This window comes from Pseudomonas sp. NFACC08-1 (assembly GCF_900106735.1).
GTDB lineage: Bacteria > Pseudomonadota > Gammaproteobacteria > Pseudomonadales > Pseudomonadaceae > Aquipseudomonas > Aquipseudomonas fluorescens_Q.
This window is the reverse complement of the sequence record NZ_FNNL01000003.1, coordinates 88,851-111,612: the sequence shown is the minus strand read 5'-3', so window position 1 is coordinate 111,612 and position 22,762 is coordinate 88,851. Positions and strand designations below refer to the sequence as shown.

Annotated in this window: 19 protein-coding genes; 11 read left to right on the top strand and 8 right to left on the bottom strand. The window is 61.0% G+C overall.

From position 1 onward, the window contains the following. Positions 1–77: 77 nt before the first annotated feature. The 3 genes from fdhD (at position 78) to BLU76_RS07530 (ending at position 4,038) form a co-directional block, all read left to right on the top strand. Positions 78–917 carry a formate dehydrogenase accessory sulfurtransferase FdhD gene (gene fdhD / locus BLU76_RS07540; protein ID WP_092146545.1) on the top strand — a complete coding sequence of 280 codons (840 nt, stop codon included), beginning with the start codon at positions 78–80 and terminating at the stop codon, positions 915–917. Further along, positions 914–3,262 carry an FdhF/YdeP family oxidoreductase gene (locus tag BLU76_RS07535; RefSeq protein ID WP_092146546.1) on the top strand — a complete coding sequence of 783 codons (2,349 nt, stop codon included), beginning with the start codon at positions 914–916 and terminating at the stop codon, positions 3,260–3,262. Before fdhD ends, BLU76_RS07535 begins: the two co-directional genes overlap by 4 nt. Positions 3,263–3,558: 296 nt before the next feature. Continuing rightward, positions 3,559–4,038 carry a glycine zipper domain-containing protein gene (locus BLU76_RS07530; RefSeq protein WP_058544959.1) on the top strand — a complete coding sequence of 160 codons (480 nt, stop codon included), beginning with the start codon at positions 3,559–3,561 and terminating at the stop codon, positions 4,036–4,038. Between the two features lie 78 nt (positions 4,039–4,116). Here BLU76_RS07530 and BLU76_RS07525 read toward each other — a convergent pair whose 3' ends face one another. From BLU76_RS07525 to BLU76_RS07515, 3 genes are all read right to left on the bottom strand, one after another. Next, the gene (locus tag BLU76_RS07525; protein ID WP_092146548.1) at positions 4,117–4,536 is read right to left on the bottom strand and encodes an acyl-CoA thioesterase; all 420 of its coding nucleotides are present in this window, start codon (positions 4,534–4,536) and stop codon (positions 4,117–4,119) included. 47 nt (positions 4,537–4,583) lie between these two features. Beyond that, on the bottom strand, positions 4,584–5,810 hold the full coding sequence (locus tag BLU76_RS07520) for a 3-hydroxyacyl-CoA dehydrogenase (RefSeq protein WP_092222244.1): 1,227 nt from the start codon (positions 5,808–5,810) through the stop codon (positions 4,584–4,586). Between the two features lie 107 nt (positions 5,811–5,917). Then, complete coding sequence (locus BLU76_RS07515) at positions 5,918–7,846, bottom strand: RecQ family ATP-dependent DNA helicase (RefSeq protein ID WP_092146552.1); 1,929 nt, start codon at positions 7,844–7,846, stop codon at positions 5,918–5,920. Positions 7,847–8,096: 250 nt separating this feature from the next. Between BLU76_RS07515 and BLU76_RS07510 the strand changes: the two genes are divergently transcribed. The 3 genes from BLU76_RS07510 (at position 8,097) to BLU76_RS07500 (ending at position 10,485) form a co-directional block, all read left to right on the top strand. Then, positions 8,097–9,161, top strand: coding sequence for a S8 family peptidase (locus BLU76_RS07510; RefSeq protein WP_092146554.1), 1,065 nt, complete (start codon positions 8,097–8,099; stop codon positions 9,159–9,161). Positions 9,162–9,473: 312 nt separating this feature from the next. Further along, a complete protein-coding gene (locus tag BLU76_RS07505; RefSeq protein WP_092222242.1) occupies positions 9,474–9,740 on the top strand; it encodes a hypothetical protein in 267 nt (88 codons plus the stop codon). Between the two features lie 391 nt (positions 9,741–10,131). Next, on the top strand, positions 10,132–10,485 hold the full coding sequence (locus tag BLU76_RS07500) for a DUF1493 family protein (protein ID WP_092222240.1): 354 nt from the start codon (positions 10,132–10,134) through the stop codon (positions 10,483–10,485). Positions 10,486–10,554: 69 nt separating this feature from the next. Here the strand turns inward: BLU76_RS07500 and BLU76_RS07495 are convergent, their stop codons facing one another. From BLU76_RS07495 to BLU76_RS07480, 3 genes are all read right to left on the bottom strand, one after another. After that, complete coding sequence (locus tag BLU76_RS07495; protein WP_060739668.1) at positions 10,555–12,099, bottom strand: phosphoenolpyruvate carboxykinase; 1,545 nt, start codon at positions 12,097–12,099, stop codon at positions 10,555–10,557. 178 nt (positions 12,100–12,277) lie between these two features. Continuing rightward, the gene (gene hslO, locus BLU76_RS07485; RefSeq protein ID WP_063323416.1) at positions 12,278–13,180 is read right to left on the bottom strand and encodes an Hsp33 family molecular chaperone HslO; all 903 of its coding nucleotides are present in this window, start codon (positions 13,178–13,180) and stop codon (positions 12,278–12,280) included. A gap of 236 nt (positions 13,181–13,416) precedes the next feature. After that, positions 13,417–13,821, bottom strand: coding sequence for an RNA-binding S4 domain-containing protein (locus BLU76_RS07480; RefSeq protein ID WP_072342873.1), 405 nt, complete (start codon positions 13,819–13,821; stop codon positions 13,417–13,419). A 254-nt stretch (positions 13,822–14,075) separates the two neighbouring features. Here BLU76_RS07480 and BLU76_RS07475 point away from each other — a divergent pair, with 254 nt between their 5' ends. Together BLU76_RS07475 and rimK are read left to right on the top strand one after the other, a co-directional pair. Beyond that, positions 14,076–14,540 (top strand): retropepsin-like aspartic endopeptidase RimB, encoded by a 465-nt coding sequence (locus tag BLU76_RS07475; RefSeq protein ID WP_170845936.1) that lies wholly within the window; start codon positions 14,076–14,078, stop codon positions 14,538–14,540. Next, a complete protein-coding gene (rimK, locus tag BLU76_RS07470; protein ID WP_003196697.1) occupies positions 14,537–15,442 on the top strand; it encodes a 30S ribosomal protein S6--L-glutamate ligase in 906 nt (301 codons plus the stop codon). Before BLU76_RS07475 ends, rimK begins: the two co-directional genes overlap by 4 nt. 70 nt (positions 15,443–15,512) lie before the next feature. On the opposite strand, the gene BLU76_RS07465 is transcribed toward rimK, so the two are convergent. After that, complete coding sequence (locus BLU76_RS07465; protein ID WP_063323417.1) at positions 15,513–16,826, bottom strand: ATP-binding protein; 1,314 nt, start codon at positions 16,824–16,826, stop codon at positions 15,513–15,515. A 114-nt stretch (positions 16,827–16,940) separates the two neighbouring features. After that, the gene (gene ompR, locus BLU76_RS07460) at positions 16,941–17,681 is read right to left on the bottom strand and encodes an osmolarity response regulator transcription factor OmpR (RefSeq protein ID WP_003196691.1); all 741 of its coding nucleotides are present in this window, start codon (positions 17,679–17,681) and stop codon (positions 16,941–16,943) included. Between the two features lie 355 nt (positions 17,682–18,036). On the opposite strand from ompR, the gene BLU76_RS07455 reads away from it, so the two are divergent. The 3 genes from BLU76_RS07455 to gshA all read left to right on the top strand — a co-directional run bounded on the left by BLU76_RS07455 (position 18,037) and on the right by gshA (position 22,598). Beyond that, positions 18,037–20,361, top strand: a complete 2,325-nt coding sequence (locus BLU76_RS07455) for a Tex family protein (protein ID WP_063323418.1) — start codon at positions 18,037–18,039, stop codon at positions 20,359–20,361. Then, the gene (locus BLU76_RS07450; RefSeq protein ID WP_014336033.1) at positions 20,361–20,744 is read left to right on the top strand and encodes a PaaI family thioesterase; all 384 of its coding nucleotides are present in this window, start codon (positions 20,361–20,363) and stop codon (positions 20,742–20,744) included. Before BLU76_RS07455 ends, BLU76_RS07450 begins: the two co-directional genes overlap by 1 nt. A gap of 270 nt (positions 20,745–21,014) precedes the next feature. Next, positions 21,015–22,598, top strand: coding sequence for a glutamate--cysteine ligase (gene gshA, locus BLU76_RS07445; RefSeq protein WP_092146561.1), 1,584 nt, complete (start codon positions 21,015–21,017; stop codon positions 22,596–22,598). The last annotated feature ends 164 nt before the right edge of the window (positions 22,599–22,762 follow it).

Here is a 22,762-nt window from a genome sequence, read left to right as displayed (position 1 = left end):
AGAGATCAGTAATAGCGATTAGACGTGGCAGATTGCCGCATTTAGTCTTAACACTATTCCTACTTTCAGTGATGCCTATGAACGACAAGCCTCCGGTCAGTCCAGCGCCAGCGATGGAAACATCCGCGCCGGCCGCCAGCCAGAGCTATCGCTACTGCAATCTGGACCACTCCCAATCGGACAGCACCGCGCTGGCCGAGGAAGTGGCGCTGGCGATTGCCTATAACGGCATCAGCCAGGCGGTCATGCTGGTCACCCCCACCGACCTTGAAGACTTCATCGTCGGCTTCAGCCTCGGCAGCGGCATCATTGAAGACACATCGGACATCTATGACCTGCAACTGAGCGGCACGGGTGCTGCGCACCATGCCGAGGTGACCATCGCCAACCGCGCCTTCTGGAACCTCAAGCAGCAACGCCGGCAATTGACGGGCACCAGTGGCTGCGGCTTGTGCGGCGTGGAGGCAGTGGAACAGGCATTGCCAAACCTCAAGGTGCTGCCCGGCGCACCGCTGCCACCCGCCCAATGGCTCGATGGCCTGCGTGACCGCATCAGCCAGTTCCAGCCCCTGGGTCAATACTGCGGCGCAGTCCACGCCGCGTTGTTCATGAACGCCCAAGGCGAATTGCTGTTGGGTCGCGAAGACATCGGCCGGCACAACGCCCTCGACAAACTGATCGGCGCGCTGGTCCGGCAGCAGATCCCGGTAGCCGGCGGCGTAGCGATCGTCACCAGCCGTTGCAGCCTCGAACTGATCCAGAAAGTCCTGCGGGCCGGTATCCAGACCCTGGTCAGCCTGTCGTCACCCACGGGCCTTGCGGTGCAGTGGGCCCGCCAACACAACCTCAACCTCATCCACCTGCCACAAAAAAGTGCGCCACGGGTCTACAGCCCAGCGATGGAGAAACAAGCGTGAGCAATCATCAACAAGCCGACCAGAAACCCGTACCGCGCTACAAACCCTACAAGGGCCCGGCCGGTGGCTGGGGAGCACTGATCAGCGTCGCTCAGGCCTGGTTGACCAGCGACAACGCGCTGAAAAACATCCGCATGATGCTCAAGACCAACCAGAATGGCGGTTTTGACTGCCCAGGCTGTGCCTGGGGTGATTCGCCGGAAAGCGGCATGGTCAAGTTCTGCGAGAACGGCGCCAAGGCAGTGAACTGGGAAGCGACCAAGCGCCGCGTCGATGGTGCATTTTTCGCCAAGCATAGCGTGAGCTCGCTGCTGGAGCAGAGCGACTACTGGCTCGAGTACCAGGGTCGCCTGACCGAGCCAATGCGCTACGACGCCGAAACCGACCGCTACAAACCCGTCAGTTGGGAAGCGGCGTTCGACCTGATCGGCAAGCACCTGCAAGGGTTGTCCAGCCCGAACCAGGCCGAATTCTACACCTCGGGCCGAGCCAGCAACGAAGCGGCCTACTTGTATCAGCTATTCGTGCGCGCCTACGGCACCAACAACTTCCCCGACTGCTCGAACATGTGCCACGAGGCCAGCGGCGTAGCGCTGTCCCAGAGCGTGGGCGTGGGCAAGGGCACAGTGACCTTCGACGATTTCGAACACGCCGATGCGATTTTCGTCTGGGGCCAGAACCCCGGGACCAACCATCCGCGGATGCTCGAACCACTGCGCGAGGCGGTGAAACGCGGCGCCCAAGTGGTCTGCATCAACCCGCTCAAGGAGCGTGGCCTGGAGCGCTTCCAGCATCCGCAGAACCCGATCGAAATGCTCACCAACGGCAATAAGCCGACCAACACCGCCTATTTCCGCCCGGCCCTGGGTGGCGACATGGCGATCTTGCGCGGCATGGCGAAGTTCCTGCTGCAGTGGGAGCGCGAAGCGCAGAACACTGGCGCTGCGGCGGTGTTCGACCACGCGTTCCTCAATGAGCACAGCACTAACGTGCTGGATTACCTGGCGGCGGTTGACGACACGCCGTGGGAACAGATTGTCGAGCAATCGGGCATGACCCTGGTCGACATCGAGCAAGCGGCGCGCATGTACGCCAAGAGCCAGAACGTGATCATGTGCTGGGCGATGGGTATCACCCAGCACCGTCATTCGGTGGCGACCATCCAGGAAATCGCCAACGTGATGATGCTGCGCGGCAACATCGGCCGGCCAGGCGCAGGCCTGTGCCCGGTACGTGGCCACAGCAACGTCCAGGGTGACCGGACCATGGGCATCAACGAGCGTCCGCCAGCGGCGTTCCTCGATTCGCTGGAGCGGCGCTTCCAATTCAAGGTACCGCGTGAAAATGGCCACAACGTGGTCGAGGCGATTCACGCCATGGCCGACGGCCAGGCGAAGGTGTTCATTGCCCTGGGCGGCAACTTCGCCCAAGCCACGCCGGACAGCCATCGAACGTTCCGGGCCTTGGCCAATTGCGACCTGACGGTGCAGATCAGCACCAAGCTCAACCGCAGCCATCTGGCTCACGGCAAGGAAGCGCTGATCCTGCCGTGCCTGGGCCGCACCGACATCGATCTGCAAACCGAAGGTGCGCAAGCGGTGACCGTGGAAGACTCCTTCAGCATGGTGCATGCGTCCATGGGCCAGCTGCAGCCGCTGTCGAACCAGATGCGCTCCGAACCGTGGATCATCGCCGGCATCGCCGCCGCCACACTGGGTAGCCGTCCGGTGGACTGGAACTGGCTGGTGGCCGACTACAGTCGCATCCGCGACCTGATCGCCGACACCGTACCAGGCTTCAAGGACTTCAACGAAAAGCTGAAGAACCCTGGTGGGTTCTACCTCGGCAATAGCGCCGGTTCGCGGCGCTGGAATACCCCGTCGGGCCGCGCCAACTTCAAGCCCAACCGGTTGCCGACCGATCTTGTGCATGAACGCACCCGGGCCACCGGCCAGTTGCCCGACCTGATCATGCAGTCCATGCGTTCCCACGATCAGTACAACACCACCATCTATGGCCTCGATGACCGCTATCGCGGTGTGAAGGGCCAGCGTGACGTGTTGTTTGCCAACGAAGCGGACATCATTCGACTGGGCTTCAAGCCGGGGCAGAAAGCCGACATCGTCTCGCTCTGGGATGACGGGCGCGAACGGCGGGTCAAGGGCTTTACCCTGCTGGCATTCGACATTCCTGCCGGGCAGGCTGCTGCTTATTACCCAGAAGTGAACCCGCTGGTGCCACTGGAAAGCACGGGCGACGGCAGCCACACCCCAACGTCGAAATTCGTCGCGATCCGCCTGGAAGCGGCGAGCGAGAATGGACTGATCCTGGCCAAGTCGGCCTGACACAGTATTGTGGCGAGGGAGCTTGCTCCCGCTTGGTTGCGCAGCAACAGAAAAGGGAGTCGCAGCCCAGCAATACCCCCTCGCTACAGAGTACTTTCCAGCGCCCACAAAAAAGGCCGTTTTCCCTAGAAAACGGCCTGTCCGAAGTAGCTAAAGACCGGCCAATTCGCGTTAAGTTCCGACCGTAAAACAATAACTTAGAGAATTGTGCACAAGTCGTGTTACTCGTCGGATTTCTATTGTAACCAAGCGAAGCCAGCCTCAGGATCGCGCCGTCATCCCTTTGAGGCTCCTCTATGAAGTTCTCCTCCATTCTCTTGTTGTCCCTTAGCCTGGCCAGTGGCATCGCTTCTGCCGGTGGTACTGCCGAAGCAGGTGTGGGCGGCGCATTGGGCGGGGTTTTGGGTTCGGTCGTCGGCCAGTCCCTGGGCGGCAACACCGGCTCCACTATCGGCGCGGCGCTGGGCGGCGCGGGCGGCAGTGCAGTCGGTGCAGACAAACACAGCCGCGGCGAAGCGGCGATCGGCGGCGCGCTGGGCGCAGCCGGCGGTAACGTGGTCGGTCGTAGCGTCGGCGGCACCACTGGCAGCCTGATCGGTGCGGCAGCGGGCGGCGGCGCTGGTGGTGCCCTGGGTAACTACATGGGCAAGGACGATGACGATGATCGTCACTATGACGGTCGCCGTGGTGATCGCCGCTACTACCGTGACGGCCACCCAGGTCGTGGCCATGCCTACGGGCATCGCAAAAAACATCATCGCTACTACCGCGACTAACGGCTGACTGATAACCGCCGTTGAAGATCGCAGCCTCCGGCAGCTCCCAGAGCTGACAGGAGGCTGCGATTTTTTGTTTCAGACCACCAACAGTTCCAAAGCCCCACGCAGCCGGTCCGGAATCGCCACCGGCCGATTCGACGCCCGGTCCACAAATACGTGAACAAAACGCCCCGCCGCACAGGCCTCCTCCTCGCCGACCTTGAACACCGCCAGCTCGTACTGCACCGAACTGCTGCCCAGCTTCCCGACCCGCAGGCCGATTTCAATCCGGTCTGGAAAGGCGATTGAGGCAAAGTAGTCACAGGCCGAACTCACCACGAACCCCACCACCTCTCCGTCATGGATATCCAGACCACCGACTTCGATCAGGTAGGTATTCACAGCGCTATCGAAAAAGCTGTAATAGGTGACGTTATTGACGTGACCGTACACATCGTTGTCGTGCCAGCGCGTGGTAATGGGTTGTAAGTGTCGGTATTCGTTGCGTTGGGGCATCAGGTGTCCTTTACGGTTGTTTCAATGATCTTGAAGTGGCCCCGGCCTCAGGCCTGCGCGAAACCCTTGCCCTGCGCTGCCAGATCGCCAATCAGACGCGCGGGCTTCCACTGGTCGCCCTGCTTCGTTTCGAGCGCCAGCAGGCGTGCGTGGATGTCCTCCAGCCCCTGCCCGTCGGCCCACGCCATCGGCCCGCCCTTGTCCGCAGGGAAACCGTAGCCGTTGAGGTAGACCAGATCGATGTCGTGGGCCGACTCGGCAATGCCCTCCTCCAAAATTTTCGCGCCCTCGTTGACCAACGCCAGCAAGCACCGTTCGAGGATTTCCTCCGGGCCAATCTCGCGCCGCTGGAAACCTAGCGCTTCACTGACCCGTAGCACCAGCGCATCGACCTCGACATCATGCTCGGCCTGTCGACTGCCCGGCTCATAGTGATAATACCCATTGCCGCTTTTCTGGCCGAACCGTCCCAGTTCGCACAGCCGGTTGTCTATTTGGATCTCTGGCGCATCCTGGCCTGTTCCTGCCAATTCTCGTGCGCGCCACTCCAGGTCGATCCCGACGACGTCGTACATGCGAAACGGCCCCATGGCAAAGCCGAAGCCTTGCAGCGCCGCATCGACCTGATGGGGGAAAGCCCCCTCGAGCAACATCTTGCGAGCCTCCAACACATAAGGATGAAGCATCCGGTTTCCGATGAACCCATGGCAATTGCCCGATACCACGCTGACCTTGCCCATGCGCTTGCCTAATACCAGGGCCGCGTCCAGAACCGCCTTGGAAGTTTGCGCACCACGAACGATCTCCAGCAGCTTCATGATGTGCGCCGGGCTGAAGAAATGCAGGCCCAGCACCTGGGTTGGCCGGCGAGTGGCGGCGGCGATCGCATCGATGTCCAGCGCCGAGGTGTTGCTCGTCAGGATCGCCTCGGGTTTGAGCAAACCGTCCAGTTCACGAAAAATCCTCTGCTTGAGCTCGAGATTCTCGTAGACCGCTTCGATCACCAGGTCCACATTGCGGATCGCCGCGTAATCATCCGCCCGTGTCACCCGGGCAATCCGCGCATCAGCCTCACCCTGATCGATACGGCCCTGACGCACGCCATGGGCATAGGTCTCGGCCACGGCGACCAGTGCCTGCTCGAGCATCTGCGGATTGTTGTCGACCCACTGCACCGCCACGCCCGCGTTGGCCAGGCACATCACGATGCCCCGGCCCATGGTGCCTGCACCGACCACCGCGGCACGCTGAATATCGAAAGGTGTCTGGCTCATGTTTGCTCTCTTGTTGGCGATACAAAGACAGCCTTCACCTTAGTCAGCCGCCGAATGTTTTTGAAATTTATTCGTGTGATGCAAGGCATTCAGCGGATGGATGCAGTTCACAGGTGCGCTTGAGCCCAATGGCGAACCTCTGCGTACGGATATTCCTCCAGTGCGGCATATCCACGGATCTTTCGCGCCTTCAACCGGGTGAACAACGGCACGCTGATCCCGCACAGAAACCGGGTCAAGCGCTCGGCGGAAGGTGGGTTGCCGGTGTGCTCCTCATGCCTGTGGATAAAGTCACCGCACAGCGTCTCGAAGTTTTTATCCACAAGTGCCGGCAACGACGGCGGTTCCGGCAATTGAGCGACCTGTCCGTGGCACACCGAGCAATGACCGCACTGCTGCGGCGCGTTGTCATCGCCGAAATACTGCGCCAATCGATAACCGAGGCAACGGTCGGTGGCGAACAACTCGAGCATGGCATGGATCCGCGCGATTTCACCGCGTTCATGCCGGGTGAAATAAGCATGGAGTTCGGCGCCCAAGACCTGCGTATCCATATTCGTCTCCAGCACGTTGTACACCTCGGTCATCTGCTTGCTTTCCAGCTCGATCCAGCCCTTCTCCTGGAAGTAATCCAGTGCCTTGACCACGCGACTGCGTTCAGCGTGATACTGCTGGTACATCCCGTCGAAATTCACCGTGGCCCAGGTCCGGGCGCGACTGGAGGTCTGGATGATGGCCGAGACGAAATCCCTTCGCTCGCCTTCGAAGCGCTCCAGCAATTCTTGTGGCTCAGTCAGGAACTTGAAGCGGTACTCCGCGAAATAGGCATAACGCGGCGCGATCAGCCGGCGCAGTTCCAGCTGGACCAGCAGCGTCTTGAGCGGCAATTGCCGGATGTTGCTCTGGTCCGCCAGGGGGCCTAGCAAAAACTCCCATTGCCCATCGGGCGCGGCGGCCTTCAGCTCATCGAGCACGCAACGAATGCCCTCCAACTCAGGAGTATCGCCATAGACAAAGTTCTCCAGCACGTTGAGGCTGTCGCGATTGGCCAGTACCAGGCAATCGGACGGTTGCCCGTCCCGCCCGGCCCGGCCAATCTCCTGACTGTAGTTTTCGATGGATTTGGGCAAGTCGAAATGCACCACGTTGCGGATATCGCTCTTGTCGATGCCCATGCCGAACGCAATGGTCGCGACAATGCAATTGGACTGCCCGCCCATGAACCGCCGCTGGATGGCTTCGCGTTGTTCGTGGGGCAAACCGGCGTGATAGGCCTCGGCCCCGATGCCGTGCTGGGTCAGGTGTTCGGCTATCTGCTCGGCGGTTCGCTGCAAGGTGACGTAGACGATGCTCGGTTGTCCGGGACGTTCGCCCAGCCATTGCACCAGCCGTGCTCGCTTGTGCGCACCGCGCACGGGTTCGACCAGCAGGTTGAGGTTGGGCCGATAGAAACCGGTCGTCACCACATCCTCGGCGGCGATGGCGAACTTCGCCTGCATGTCGGCGATGACCTTGGGTGTCGCGGTAGCCGTCAGCAGCAACACCTGGGGAATATTGAACTGGCGCTGATAATCGGGAAGCTTGAGGTAGTCCGGACGAAAGTTATGCCCCCACTCTGAAATACAGTGGGCCTCGTCCACCACCAGCAACGAGATCGGCACCTGCTGCAGAAAGTTGCGAAAACGCTCGTTCTTCAGCCGCTCCACGGAAATCATCAGGATCTTCAACTCCCCCGAACGAGCCCGCGCCATGGCGTCGTTGGCTTCGTCACGGCTCTGGGCCGAATCGATACTGGCCGACGCGATGCCGTGACGTTGCAGGAACGCCAACTGATCCTGCATCAGCGCCAGCAATGGTGAAACCACCAGGGTCAGGTGCGGCAATAGCAGGGCTGGCAATTGATAACACAGGGACTTGCCGGAACCGGTGGGAAAAATGGCCGCTGCCGACCGACCGGCCAGGACTGCTCCGATGGCAGACTCCTGACCGGGGCGAAACTGTGGATAACCGAAAACCTGTTCCAGGGTGCTGTGCATAAGCGGTCGCTCCTTTGACTGCTGCGAGACCCAAAGACTAGCGGGACAGCGCAGCGCGTCGAGAAAAGGTCGGGGTAAAAAACGATACCGGATGATACAGCCTCAACGTCCGATTGCTTTGCCACGAGGTGATACAAATCCGGGCACTTTGATGCCTCGTTCCCCCTCCGCTTGCGGGTTAAGGTGCGCCGTCAACTCATGAGCAAGGCCAGGAAGCCTGACGCTCAAGACTCTCTTCAAGGATCGAACCATGCCACACCTGTTTCCCGTGCTACGCGCCCTGGCGATAGCATCCGCCTCACTGCTGGCCGGCTGCCTGACCATTGCTGAACCCTCCGGGGTGGAACCGGCCGTGTTCGAAACACCGGAGTATCACGCTCAGCAGGGCTTGGCCGTCGTCAAGGCCTCGGCGTTATATGCCCGTGGCGGCACCGGACAGGGTGTGCTGGTCGCACTGATCGATTCGGGGCTCGACACCCGCCTGAAGGAGTTCGAAGACCGACTGAGCGATCCCGGATTCGATTACGTCGAAAACCGTCCAGGCACGATTGACCGCATCGGCCACGGCACGCAAATGGCCGGCATACTCGCCGCCAACAAGGACGACCAGGGTATGCATGGCATCGCGTTCAACGCTCGGTTGATCCCCTTTCGTTTTGGCGACGACAACGAGCCGTTTTTCTTTGACAGCGAAATCGCACAATCCTGGCAAAGCGGCTTCGACAAGGGCGCCCGCCTGTTCAACAACTCGTGGGCCAACGCCATCCCCGCCACCGAAATCAATGAGGCACGTTACAACCAGGTCATGCCCGACTCTCTGGCCGTTGCTCGAAAACTGGTCGCGGACGGCGCCGTGTTCGTCTTCCCGACAGGTAACGAACTCAAGCGTGAGCCTTTGGCCGAATCGGGGCTGCCGGTGGCCTTGCCTGAACTGGAAAAAGGGTGGCTCGCGGTGGTTGCGCTGAAAAACGACGGCAGCGCGATCAATGGCAAATCCAACTATTGCGGCGTTGCAGCCGCCTGGTGCATCGCCGTACCTGGCGGCGACTCCGGGGCGCAGGCAGGCTTGCTCACGGTGGGCAAGGAGGGTCGTTACGTGCAAACCGCCGGCACGTCTCCAGCCGCAGCCTTGGTCAGTGGCGCACTGGCTGCGCTGCAAAGCCTTTACCCGCAACTCAACCCGCAACAGGTGCGCGAGCATCTGCTGGCGACAACCAACCGCACGGGCATCTATGCCAACAGTGAGGCCTATGGCAGGGGGTTGATGGATCTGGAGGCGGCCTCACGACGAGTCCCCGCCCCCATAGCGGATTAAAGTACTGCACCATCGACGTGGAGCTCGCTTCCACCGCTTGTTATTTCATCAGCTCCTGTAACGGCGAGATGACTAGCCTGTCGGAAATGGCCTGCCGCATCCTAAGCCTTCCCTACAGCGAGTTTGTAGGATCGGCCAGACGGTGAATGGGAAATGAAGACGGGTCAGCTAGCCCTGGAGCAAACATTTCATCCAAGCGTCAGACGCTGGTAAACGTCCTACACAAGCTGTCCTTTCAGGTCCTATTGCGGTGCCTGGAAGGAGCCCTCTATAGTTTCGGCGCGATTGAAAATCGTACTGAAGAGGGCTCAAATGCATACGGATACTCCGCCCATCGATCGATACCAGCGACTCAACAGCACACCGATTCTGGCCATCGACACCGAGGCCAACCTCCACGACCTCTGCGACGCCGCCGCCCAACGAATCCGCGCGTCCAGCGACCTGCTCGAAACCCTTCACTGCCTATGCTTCAAACATGCCGATGTGAAAGACATTCCCAACATCGTTCATGCGCTTTATCTGCTGACTCAAGATGGCAGCGAGTTGCTGGAGGTTGTGCGGCAGCGGTTGCGTTAATTAGCCGTCCATAAAAAAACGCCCTCGAAGGGTAATGCTGTTCACTTAAGAAAATGATGGACCTGTGGCGAGGGAGCTTGCTCCCGCTCGGCTGCGAAGCAGTCGTAAACCGGCGGGGGCGGTGTGTCTGATGCTGCGCATTTGCCAGGTTTAGGGGCCGCTTCGCAGCCCAGCGGGAGCAAGCTCCCTCGCCACGGGTTTGTCGATGGCCTTAAGTGAACAGCATTACCCCCCATTGAAGGGCGCGGCAAACCATACCGAGCAACCAAAAGCCCCCTTACCAGACGGTTCCGAGACTGTTGTGAGACTTTTCTTCTTTTTCCAATGGGCAACGATTCGCCCTAGACTTTCACCCCGATAGACACCCCCCCTTCAGCCCGGACATTTCACCATGCGCCTTAGCCCAGACTTCCCCGACGACCCGGTCATACGCCAACTCATGGAACTGCTCCACGAAGAAATCGGCTTGCCCGAGCACAAGACCATTCGCCTGGGCACGGCAATCAATTTCGATCTGGGCTGCGATGGCGCGGATGCCCGGCAGCTGATGGAAGCCTTGGAGGAGCGGTTCACCATCGATCTCGTCGACTATGACGCTTACCGCTACTTCCAGCCGGAAGGCTTTGATGTGTTTCAAAAGCGCAGGGCCAAGGGCCGTGGCAATAAGATGCCGTTGACCATCGGCATGCTCTACAAGGCCATCAAGGCACAACGATGGGATACGCAGGAAGTGGAAAACGCCTAGCTGGTAAGACAAGCCGCCCACAAAAAAGCCGCCCTGAAGAGGGCGGCTTTTTCATCTGCTAACCGAGCCTTACAGCTGCGGACCAGCAGCCTTGATCGCGTCGCTCACGTCGAACTTCTTGAAGTTCTCGGTGAACAACCCGGCCAAGGCCTTGGCCGCTTCGTCGTAGGCAGCTTTGTCGGCCCAGGTGTTGCGTGGGTTCAACAGGCCAGTCTCGACGCCCGGAACAGCCAGCGGCACGTCCAGGTTGATGATGTCCAGGTGTTCGGTTTCAGCACCGATCAGCGCGCCGCTCTGGATCGCCGCGATCACCGCACGGGTGGTCGGGATGTTGAAGCGCTTGCCGACGCCATAGCCGCCGCCAGTCCAGCCAGTGTTGACCAGGTAGACCTTGGAGCCGAAGCCGCGGATACGCTTGATCAGCAGCTCAGCGTACTCACCGGCCGGACGCGGGAAGAACGGGGCGCCGAAGCAGGTGGAGAAGGTCGATTTGATGCCACTGCCCGAACCCATTTCGGTCGAGCCCACCAGCGCGGTGTAGCCGGACAGGAAGTGGTAGGCGGCTTGCTCTTCGCTGAGAATCGACACAGGCGGCAGTACGCCGGTCAGGTCGCAGGTCAGGAAGATCACGGCATTGGGCTCGCCACCGAGGTTTTTCGGTGCGCGTTTTTCGATCAGCTCACGCGGGTAGGCGGCGCGGCTGTTCTGGGTCAGGCTGTCGTCGGCGTAGTCGGCTTTCTTGGTGACTGGGTCCAGGACGACGTTTTCCAGCACGGCGCCGTGCTGGATGGCTTTCCAGATAACCGGCTCGTTCTTCTCGGACAGGTCGATGCACTTGGCGTAGCAACCGCCTTCGATGTTGAAGACCACGCCCACGCCCCAGCCGTGCTCGTCGTCGCCGATCAGGTAACGGCTTTCATCGGCAGACAGGGTGGTCTTGCCAGTGCCCGACAGACCGAAGAACAGGGTCACGTCGCCCTCTTCGCCCATGTTGGCAGCGCAGTGCATCGGCAGCACATCGACCGCTGGCAGCAGGAAGTTCTGCACGGAGAACAGGGCCTTTTTCATCTCGCCGGCGTAACGCATGCCGGCGATCAGCACTTTCTTGGCCGCGAAATTGATGATCACGGTACCGTCGGAGTTGGTGCCGTCGCGCTCAGGCTCGCAGACGAAGTTCGGCGCGTTGAGGATCTGCCACTCATCCTTGCCACCGGCGTTGTACTGCTCGGGGTTGATGAACAGGCAGCGACCGAACAGGTTGTGCCAGGCTGTCTCGGTGGTCATCTTGACCGGCAGGTAGTGCGCAGGATCGGAACCTACATGCACATGGGAGACAAAACGCTCGCGCTCGCCCAGGTAGGCTTCAACGCGGTTCCACAAGGCATCGAACTTGTCGGCCGGGAACTTGCGGTTGATCGGGCCCCAGGCGATGGCGTCCTGGGTGGTTGGCTCTTCCACGATGAAACGGTCGACTGGCGAGCGACCGGTACGATGACCGGTACGAACAACCAGCGCGCCAGTATCGGCAAGCTCGCCTTCACCGCGATTCAGGGCTTCTTTGACCAGATCATCGACACTCAGATCGGTGTACACGGCGTTATTGGCTTGCGTCATGAGATTCCCCGTCGGCCCGTGGCCGAGTGCTCCAAACGTTTTGTAGTAGGAAGTCGCGCACTACTACCCGAAAAAAGTGGGCCGGATTATGCCAGAAAACCCCAAAAAGAGTAGGGCCCTCCCGTCAGTACGGCGTAAATCCGGCGTTTGCCAGGAGATTTACCTGCGCTGAACCGTTTTAGTGACGAGTATCTGACGGTGTGTCGACACCCGCACCGGCGAACAATTGCGCAATGTCCGCCGCGTCGAACAGGTAGCGCTCGTTGCAAAACTGGCAATCGATCTCGATGGCACCGCCATGCTCGATCACCAGTTGCTGCGCATCTTCCAGACCCAGACTGACCAGCGCATTGGCAGAACGTTCACGAGAGCAGCTGCATTGGAAGCGCAACGGTTGTCCGTCGAACAAGCGTACCTGCTCCTCGTGATAGAGGCGATGCAGCACGGTTTCGTTGTCCAGGCTCAACAGCTCATCGGCGCTCAGGGTGCTGGCCAGAGCGGTGACGTGCTGCCAACTGGCGTCGCGCTCTTCCGGGTCACGCAGGCGATCGGCAGGCAGTTGTTGCAACAGCAAACCGCGGGCACGCCGCCCGTCGGCGTAGAGCCAGAAGCGGGTATTGGTCTGCTGGGACATGACGAAGTAGTTGGTGAAGCATTCAGCCAGGGTCACGCCATCGAGATCGACGATGCCCTGGTAGCGCTTGCCATGGGTAGGGTCCACCGTCAGGGCCAGCACGCCGTTGGGCATCATGTCGGCCAGGGTCGCGTCGGGCGCGATCTGCTCGGCGTGATAACGGGCCAAGCCGCGGATCTCGCGCTCGCTGGAGCACTCGATCATCAGCAGCGGGACCGGACCTTCGGAACGCGCCTGGAGAATCAGCAAGCCATCGAACTTCAAGGTGCCCACCAGCAACGCCGCAGCCGCCATCAGCTCGCCGAGCAGTTGTGCGACCGGCTCCGGATAGGGGTGCTTGGCGAGGACTTCGGCGTAGCTACGCTCCAACGCCACCAGCTCGCCACGGGCGTCGCTGTCATCGAAGATGAAACGTTGGGTGTAGTCGGTATCCGGTAAATCAGTCATAGGGTCTGGTATCTGAGGTGATGACAAATGATGGCGGGCATTTTATGGGCATTGCCGGTGGGTTCCAAGCAAGGCTTGGGTTTGCCTGACGGGAAGAGACCGATGACTCAATCCGAATTGTCATTGTGGCGAGGGAGCTTGCTCCCGCTCGGTTGCGCAGCGACCGTCAGATTTCGGGGCCGCTACGCAGCCCAGCGGGAGCAAGCTCCCTCGCCACGGGCCTTGCGCCAGCCTTTTTATTCGTTATTGCTGCCATGAAATTTGAACAGGTCCCGGCGCTGCTTCTTGCTCGGCTTGCCATCGGTGCTGACCCCCAGGGCGCCGGCCTTGCGTTGCGCGGCGGCGGCTTCGCGCTTGGCGATGCTGGCTTCGGTCTCACGATACAGCGCCTGCGCTTCAGGTGCGCCGCGACGCACGATCGACAAAGCTTCGACCACCACGGTCTTTTCATCGAAGCCGGTGCGAATGACAAATTCATCGCCAACGCGTGGCTCCTTGCCCGGCTTGCAACGTTCTCCGCGGTGATGAACCTTGCCGCTCTCGATGGCGGTCTTGGCCAGGGCCCGCGTCTTGTAGAATCGCGCCGCCCACAACCATTTATCGAGACGGACCTTGTCGTCCTCTTCCTTTTTTTGTGCCACTGCCATTCCTCTTTTCTGCCAATTGCCGGAACTGTACTACCGTTTTTGTCGAGCGCACGAATCCGGGCCGACGGATAGAATGTCCGCCAAATCGCCTCCACATGCATGGCTTGGCTAGAAATCGGTTACAAGCACAAACAAGCGCGTAGATAACTGTCGCCATTTTGTGATTATTCTGCGTGAATACCGCGATTCGCGGAGTCCACGATCCGATGTACTGATCGCAGGTTTTTTTATTGAAGACTTTTGACCATTTGACCGTTGTCGGTCTGCGCGAGTGGGTGGCGCTCCCGGATCTGGGAGTCGTGGGCCTGCGGGCAAAAATCGACACCGGCGCCAGCACCTCCAGCCTGCATGCCACAGACATCGAGCCATTCGAGCGCGATGGCGAAAAGTGGGTGCGCTTCACTGCCCACCTCGGTACGGTCGTGCAATTGCGCCATCGCCGCTGCGAAGCCCCGCTGGTGGCCCGCAAGACAATAAAAAGCTCCAACGGCCACGCTCAGGTCCGCTACGTGATCAGCACCACGTTGGCACTGGGTGATCGGATCTGGCGGGTCGAGTTCACCCTTGCCTGCCGCAAGTCCATGCGATACCGCCTGTTACTGGGTTCCAAAGCCTTGATCGACGGCCAACTGGTGGTCAATCCGGGTATCAAATACGTTCAAGACAAGCCGGCATTCCCGGTGTCCACTACCTCTGCCACAGGTGTTGCATGAAGATCGCTGTGCTGTCGCGCAATCCGCGTCTGTATTCCACTCGTCGTCTGGTTGAAGCCGGGACCGAACGAGGCCATGAAATGGTGGTGATCGACACCCTGCGCGCCTACATGAACATCGCCAGCCACAAGCCTCAGATCCACTACCGTGGCAAGCCGCTGGAAGGGTTCGACGCGGTGATCCCGCGCATCGGCGCATCGGTGACGTTCTATGGCTGCGCCGTGTTGCGCCAGTTCGAAATGATGGGGGTGTTTCCCCTCAACGAGTCGGTGGCCATCGCCCGCTCCCGGGACAAGCTGCGCTCGCTGCAACTGCTGTCACGGCGCGGGATAGGCCTGCCAGTCACCGGTTTTGCCCACTCCCCCGACGACATTCCCGACCTGATTGCGATGGTCAACGGCGCACCACTGGTGATCAAGGTGCTGGAAGGCACCCAGGGCATCGGCGTGGTCTTGTGTGAAACCGCGACGGCGGCGGAGTCGGTGATCGAGGCGTTCATGGGCCTGAAGCAGAACATCATGGTCCAGGAGTACATCAAGGAAGCCGGTGGCGCAGACATTCGCTGCTTCGTCGTCGGCGATAAAGTGATTGCCTCGATGAAACGCCAGGCCAAACCCGGAGAGTTCCGCTCCAACCTGCATCGCGGCGGCAGTGCCAGCCTGATCAAGATTACTCCGGAAGAACGCATGACCGCCCTGCGGGCCGCGAAAGTCATGGGTTTGGCCGTGGCCGGCGTGGATATCCTGCGCTCCAATCACGGGCCGCTGGTGATGGAGGTCAACTCCTCGCCAGGCCTGGAAGGAATCGAGACCACTACAAGCAAGAACGTGGCAGGGATCATCATCGAACACCTGGAAAAGAATGGCGGGCCGAACATGACCCGGACCAAAGGAAAGGGCTAGAAGAGCAGCTTCAAGCTTTAAGCCAAGCCGGTTCAACTTGCAGCTTGAAGCTCGCGACTTGCAGCTGCCCCTATACCGCATCCCTTGGCAGCATCAGCCCCAACGGCAACCGCACCCGAGCCTCCAGCCCACCACCGGCGCGATTGCGCAACTCGACGTTGCCGCCGTGCATCGAGGCGATGCGCTTGACGATGGCCAGGCCCAGCCCCGTGCCCTTCCCGCCCCGGGCGCGATCGCCGCGAGTGAACGGGTTGAAAATGGCTTCCAGCTCAGAGGGATCGATGCCGGCACCTCGGTCCATGACGCTCAGCACCACGTAAGGCGCGCTGGTGTCACCGGAGACATAGGCCGCGACCTCGACGCCGGTGCCAGCGTGGTTCAGCGCATTGCCAATCAGGTTGTTCAACAAGCGCTTCATCGACACCCGGCGCAGGGGGAAAGGCTGGATCGGCTCCAGGCGCAGGTGCACTTTTTCGTCATTCTGGTTATAGGGCGCAGCCACCTCCCGCACCAATTCACTGAGGTCCACTTCTTCCACAGACTCGTCACGACCGTCGCGAATGAACGCCAGGAACTGGTCGAGAATCGCGTCCATGTCCTCGATGTCGCGGACCATCTCGTCAGTCAAGTCGGTGTGCTCGCCCATCAACTCCAGTGACAAGCGCAACCGGGTCAGCGGCGTACGCAAGTCATGGGAGACACCCGCGAGCATCAACTCACGCTCGCGCCCGGCCTGTTCGACATCCTCGGCCATCTGGTTGAAGGCGCGGTAGACCTCGGTCATCTCGCTGGGCGTATCGCTGATGGGCAGCCGCACGCTACGCCCCTGGCCTAGTTGGCGGGCGGCGTAGACCAGGCGTTTCAACGGTTGATTGAGCTGGCTGACGAAGATCCACGCCGATGCCGTCGACAGCAGGCCGATGGCCAGGAACCAGCCGAGCACGTTCCAGATTTTCTGGCCGCGCAGCGGATGCGGGTACAACGGCACTTTCAGCCAGCCATCCCCCAAGCTCGGGGCCCGCACCCACAGCGCTGGCGGCGAATGCATGCGCAATCGCACCTCGGTATCGGCGCCCAGTTCGGCCTGCATCTGGCGTTGATAGATCTCGCTGTAGGGCCAATGCTGCTCGCCCTCCGGCACGCCGGCACCGACGACGCGGATCAGTGTCGCCGCCTCGGCAATTTTCGCCCGGTTGGTTTCGTCCGCCGCCCAATAGGCCCGCAGGGTCAAGGCAACACCGTGGCTGTACTGCCGGTCCACTAGAACGTCTTCGTTCATCAGCAGGTACACCAGCGTCAGTGCCTTGGAGAAGAGCACGACGATCAGCACCAGCCAGAGGGTGCGGGAGAAGAAACTCTGGGGGAACCAAACGGGGGTTTTCATGAATAACCGCTACACACTTGCAGGAGCGAGCGATGCTCGCACAATGACAGACCGCGAGTCGCCTGGAAGAAGACATTTCAACCGGCCAGGCCACCCGCTCCTACAAATCGCCGATCACTTGCTGGCGGCGCCATCCGGTACGAACACGTAACCCACGCCCCAGACGGTCTGGATGTACCGCGGCTTGGAAGGATCGGGTTCGATCATCCGGCGCAGACGGGAAATCTGCACGTCAATGGAGCGCTCCAGCGCATCCCATTCACGACCACGGGCCAGGTTCATCAGTTTGTCGCGGGTCAGCGGCTGGCGGGCGTTCATCACCAGGGCCTTGAGCACGGCGAACTCGCCGGTGGTGAGCATGTGGACCTCATCGCCGCGCTTGAGCTCACGGGTGGCCAGGGACAGTTCGTAGTCGCCGAAGGTCACGCTTTCGTCTTCGCTGCCCGGCGCGCCAGGCACCGGCGCCGACTGGCGACGCAGCACCGCCTTGACGCGGGCCATCAGCTCGTCGGGGTTGAACGGCTTGGCCAGGTAATCGTCGGCGCCCAGTTCAAGGCCCTTGATACGGCTAAGCTCGTCGCCCTTGGCGGTGAGCATGATGATCGGGATCTGGTTGTTGGCGCCGCGCAAGCGGCGGCAGGCGGTCAGGCCGTCTTCACCGGGCAGCATCAGGTCGAGTACGACCAGGTTGAACACTTCACGGGCCAGCAACCGATCCATTTGCTCGGTATTCGGTACGGTGCGGGCGCGGTAGCCCTTGCTGACGAAAAAGCGTTCCAGCAAGCTGCTCAGCCCCGGATCGTCGTCAACAATAAGAATTTTTTCGCCTTCAGCAGTTTGTGCAGTGCTGCTCATAGGAAGCTCCTTTGATCTCGGCGCGCATTATGGCCTAGCTGCCGTTATACGCACCGTGTGCATTGTTAGCAGATTTTTCCTCTATCACCACAAATCCGGGTATCAAGCCTACAGACCATGTCCCCCCCTCAGGACAGAACGCTGGTTATAATGCGCGGCCTTTTGTGCCAGGGAATGTCGGATCGTGAGCCGGCGTGCCATTTTTTCAGCCTTGGCAAGGCAACTTTTTGAATTTCGCGGGTCAACAGGCAGCCTTTTGACCCAGGCAGCGGCGCATGCCAGGCCGCTCAACCAGTCTCGCCGAGCCCTGCTTCTGCGGTGGCGAGCCTGATTTCACAATTTGTCAGGTGGTTTTATGGACAGCATCAACAGCCGCATCGCCGAGGAACTCGGTGTACGCCCACAACAGGTCGAAGCGGCCGTCGCGCTACTCGATGAAGGCTCCACGGTGCCTTTCATCGCCCGTTACCGGAAAGAAGTGACCGGCAGCCTCGATGACACTCAATTGCGGCATCTGGAAGAACGCCTGCGCTACCTGCGAGAACTCGACGAACGGCGCATCAGTATCCTGGCCAGCATCCAGGAGCAGGGCAAGCTGACCCCGCAACTCGAGCGCGACATCAAGCTGGCCGACACCAAGACTCGTCTCGAAGACTTGTACCTGCCCTACAAGCAAAAGCGCCGCACCAAGGGCCAGATCGCCCTGGAAGCCGGCCTCGGCGAGCTGGCCGACGGCCTGTTCAACGACCCGACCCTGGCCCCGGAAACCGAAGCCGCGCGCTTCGTCGATGCCGAAAAAGGCGTGGCGGACGTGAAAGCGGCGCTGGAAGGCGCCAAGTACATTCTCATGGAGCGTTTCGCCGAAGACGCCAACCTGTTGGAAAAACTGCGTAACTACCTCAAGCAGGAAGCCACCCTCAGCGCCCGGGTGATCGCCGGCAAGGAAGAGGAAGGCGCGAAGTTCCGCGACTACTTCGAACACGACGAACCACTCAAGAGCATGCCGTCCCACCGCGCCCTGGCGATTTTCCGGGGTCGCAACGAAGGCATCCTCAGCTCCGCACTGAAGGTCGGCGATGAACTGCCAGGCACCATGCATCCGTGCGAAGGCATGATCGGCCAGCAATTCGGCATCCAGAACCAGAACCGCGCCGCCGACAAATGGCTGGCCGAAGTGGTGCGCTGGACTTGGAAGGTCAAGCTCTACACCCACCTGGAAACCGACCTGCTGGGCGAGTTGCGCGATAACGCCGAGACCGAGGCGATCAACGTGTTCGCCCACAACCTGCATGACCTGCTGCTGGCCGCACCGGCCGGCCCCCGCGCCACCCTGGGCCTGGACCCGGGCCTGCGCACCGGCTGCAAGGTCGCGGTGGTGGACTCCACCGGCAAGCTGCTGGACCACGCCACGGTCTACCCGCACGTGCCGCACAACAAATGGGACCAGACCCTCGCCGTGCTCGCCGCCCTGTGTGCCAAGCATTCGGTGGACCTGATCGCCATCGGCAACGGCACCGCCAGCCGCGAGACCGACAAGCTGGCCGCCGAGCTGATCAAGAAATACCCGGCCATGAAAATGACCAAGGTGATGGTTTCCGAAGCCGGCGCTTCGGTTTATTCGGCGTCGGAACTGGCCTCCAAGGAGTTCCCGGACCTGGACGTGTCGATCCGTGGCGCGGTGTCCATCGCCCGTCGCCTGCAAGACCCATTGGCGGAGTTGGTAAAGATCGACCCCAAATCCATCGGTGTCGGCCAGTACCAGCACGACGTTTCTCAACTGAAACTGGCGCGCGGCCTGGATGCGGTGGTGGAAGATTGCGTGAACGCCGTGGGCGTGGACGTGAACACCGCTTCGGTGGCGCTGCTGGCGCGGATCTCCGGCCTGAACGCCACGCTGGCGCAGAACATCGTCACCCACCGTGACGAACACGGCGCGTTCAAGACCCGCGCCGCGTTGAAGAAAGTGCCGCGCCTGGGTGAAAAGACCTTCGAACAGGCCGCCGGCTTCCTGCGGGTGATGAACGGCGATAACCCGCTGGACTCCTCCGCTGTCCACCCTGAAGCCTACCCGCTGGTACAACGCATCGCCGCCCAGACCGACCGCGACATCCGTTCGCTGATCGGCGACGCCGCGTTCCTCAAGCGCCTGGACCCGAAGAAATTCACCGACGAAACCTTCGGCCTGCCCACCGTGACCGACATCCTCCAGGAACTGGAAAAGCCGGGCCGCGACCCGCGCCCCGAGTTCAAGACCGCCGAGTTCCAGGACGGCGTCGAAGACCTCAAGGACCTGCAACCGGGCATGATCCTCGAAGGCGTGGTGACCAACGTCACCAACTTCGGTGCCTTCGTCGACATCGGCGTGCACCAGGACGGCCTGGTACACATCTCGGCGCTGTCGGAGAAGTTCATCAAGGACCCGCGCGAGGCCGTGAAGGCCGGTGATGTGGTGAAAGTGAAGGTCATGGAAGTCGACATCCCGCGCAAACGCGTTGGCCTGTCGATGCGCATGAGCGACACGCCGGGCGAGAAAGTCGACGGTGCCCGTGGTGCGCGTCCTGGCTCGACACCACGCCAGACGCAAAACACCGCGCCGCGCAAGGAAAGCGCCACCGCAGCACCGACGAACAACGCCATGGCTTCGTTGTTCGCCAACGCCAAGCAGTTGAAGAAACGCTGATGGACGTGCCAGCCGGGTTGGTGGAGAGCGCTTTTTTCAAGCTGCTCGGCTGCCGTCTGCACAGCCTTGGGGACGGGGTGGCGCAAGTCGCCCTGAGCCTTGAGCCGCCGCTGCGCAATCGCGGCGGCAAGCTGCACGGCGGCGCGCTGTTCAGCCTGGTGGACATCGCCATGGGGCTGGCCTGTTCCAGTGTCCACGGCTTTGACCAGCAGAGCGCGACCATCGAATGCAAGATCAACTACATCCGCGCCGTGTCCGACGGCGACGTGTTGTGCACCGCCCGGGTCATCCACCCCGGCCGGCGCACGCTGGTGGTCGAAGCCGAGGTGATGCAAGGCGACAAACTGGTCGCAAAAGCGCAAGGCACGTTCGCTGTCCTATAGCTCCCGGTCATCGATTTGAGTTAATTTCGACGCCACGAAATGCGGTGTCGGGCTTTCCTGTGGGAGCGGGCTTGCTCGCGATAGCGCAGGGTCAGTCAAGATCAACGTTGCTGATCCACCGCCAACGCGAGCAAGCTCGCTCCCACAGTGGGGTTGCGGTGGCTAGCTTTTGGCACGAAAACCAGGCGAAAACGCCAGTTTCAACTTCACCCTTGTAGACCGTCTTGCCCACCCCCATATTGGGGCGACTGACGCGTGAAGGAATTCAACTTGAGCGACCTTTTAAACCGCCGCCTGGCCCTGCTCGGCGAGCGCGCCAACCTCTCCCTGCTCGAACAGTGCCTGCACGGCATCGAGCGCGAATGCCTGCGCGTCACTGGCGATGGGCATTTGGCGCAGACCCCGCATCCCAAGGCCCTGGGCTCGGCGTTGACCAACGAACAGATCACTACCGACTATTCCGAGTCGCTGCTGGAGTTCATCACGCCAGCCCTGACCAAACCCGCCGATACCCTGCGCAGCCTCGACAAGATCCATCGGTTTGCCTACAGCAAGCTCGGCGACGAGTACCTGTGGAGCCCTTCGATGCCGTGCCCACTGCCGGCGGAAGAGAATATCCCGATCGCGTATTACGGCACCTCGAACATCGGTCGTCTCAAGTACGTCTATCGCAAGGGCCTGGCCCTGCGCTACGGCAAGACCATGCAATGCATTGCCGGGATCCACTACAACTTTTCTCTGCCTGAAAAGCTCTGGCCCCTGCTCCGGCAGGCCGAAGGCGTCGAGGCCAGCGACCGTGATTTCCAGTCGTCGGCCTACATCGCGCTGATCCGCAATTTCCGCCGCTACAGCTGGTTGCTGATGTACCTGTTCGGTGCCTCGCCGGCCCTGGACGCCGGTTTCCTGCGGGGTCGCCCGCACCAGTTGGAGCAACTGGACCCAGACACCCTGTACCTGCCCTACGCCACCAGCCTGCGCATGAGCGACCTGGGTTACCAGAGCAACGCCCAGGCCGGCCTCACGCCTTGCTACAACGACCTGCCCAGCTACACCGACAGCCTGCGCAAAGCGGTGGCGACGCCTTATGCGCCGTACGTCGAAGTCGGCACTCACCAGAACGGCGAGTGGGTGCAGCTCAATACCAACATCCTGCAGATCGAAAACGAGTACTACTCCAACATCCGCCCCAAACGCGTGACCTACACCGGCGAGCGGCCGATCCAGGCCTTGATGGCCCGGGGTATCCAGTACGTCGAAGTGCGTTGCCTGGACATCAACCCGTTCCTGCCGATGGGCATCGACCTCACCGAGTCGCGATTCCTCGATGCGTTCCTGCTGTATTGCGGCCTCAATGACAGCCCGCAGTTGGAAAACAACGAATGCGGCAACGCCACGAGCAACTTCCTGACCGTGGTCAAGGAAGGCCGCAAGCCTGGCCTGCAATTGCAGCGCCAGGGTCAAGCGGTGGACATGCAGGCCTGGGCCGTCGAATTGCTGGAAAAAATCGCACCGTTGGCCTCGCTGCTCGACCAGAGCCAAGGTGGCGATGCCCACCGCCAGGCGCTGGACGCACAACTGGCGAAAGTCCGCGACCCGTCCCTGACGCCCTCCGCCCAGGTGCTGGCCGCCATGGCCGAACATCAGGAAAGCTTTGCCCAGTTCTCCCTGCGCCAAAGCAAGGCCCACGCCGAGTTCTTCCGCGCCGAGCCGTTGCCCGCCCAGGAGCAGGCGGCCTTCGAAGACGCCGCGCGCGAGTCGCTGGTCCAGCAAGCTGAGCTGGAACAGAACGAGGTCGGCGATTTCGATGTGTTCGTGGGTTCGTATCAGGCGAGCATTTTGGCGATCAGTAACTGATCATCCTTCTTTGACGGGGATGCTCTTGTGGCGAGGGAGCTTGCTCCCGCTCGGCTGCGCAGCAGTCGTAAAAATGGGGCCTGCTGCGCAGCCCAGCGGGAGCAAGCTCCCTCGCCACGGGGGGCTTAGCCATCTTCAATAGATTTTTTCGAAAATAAGCTCAT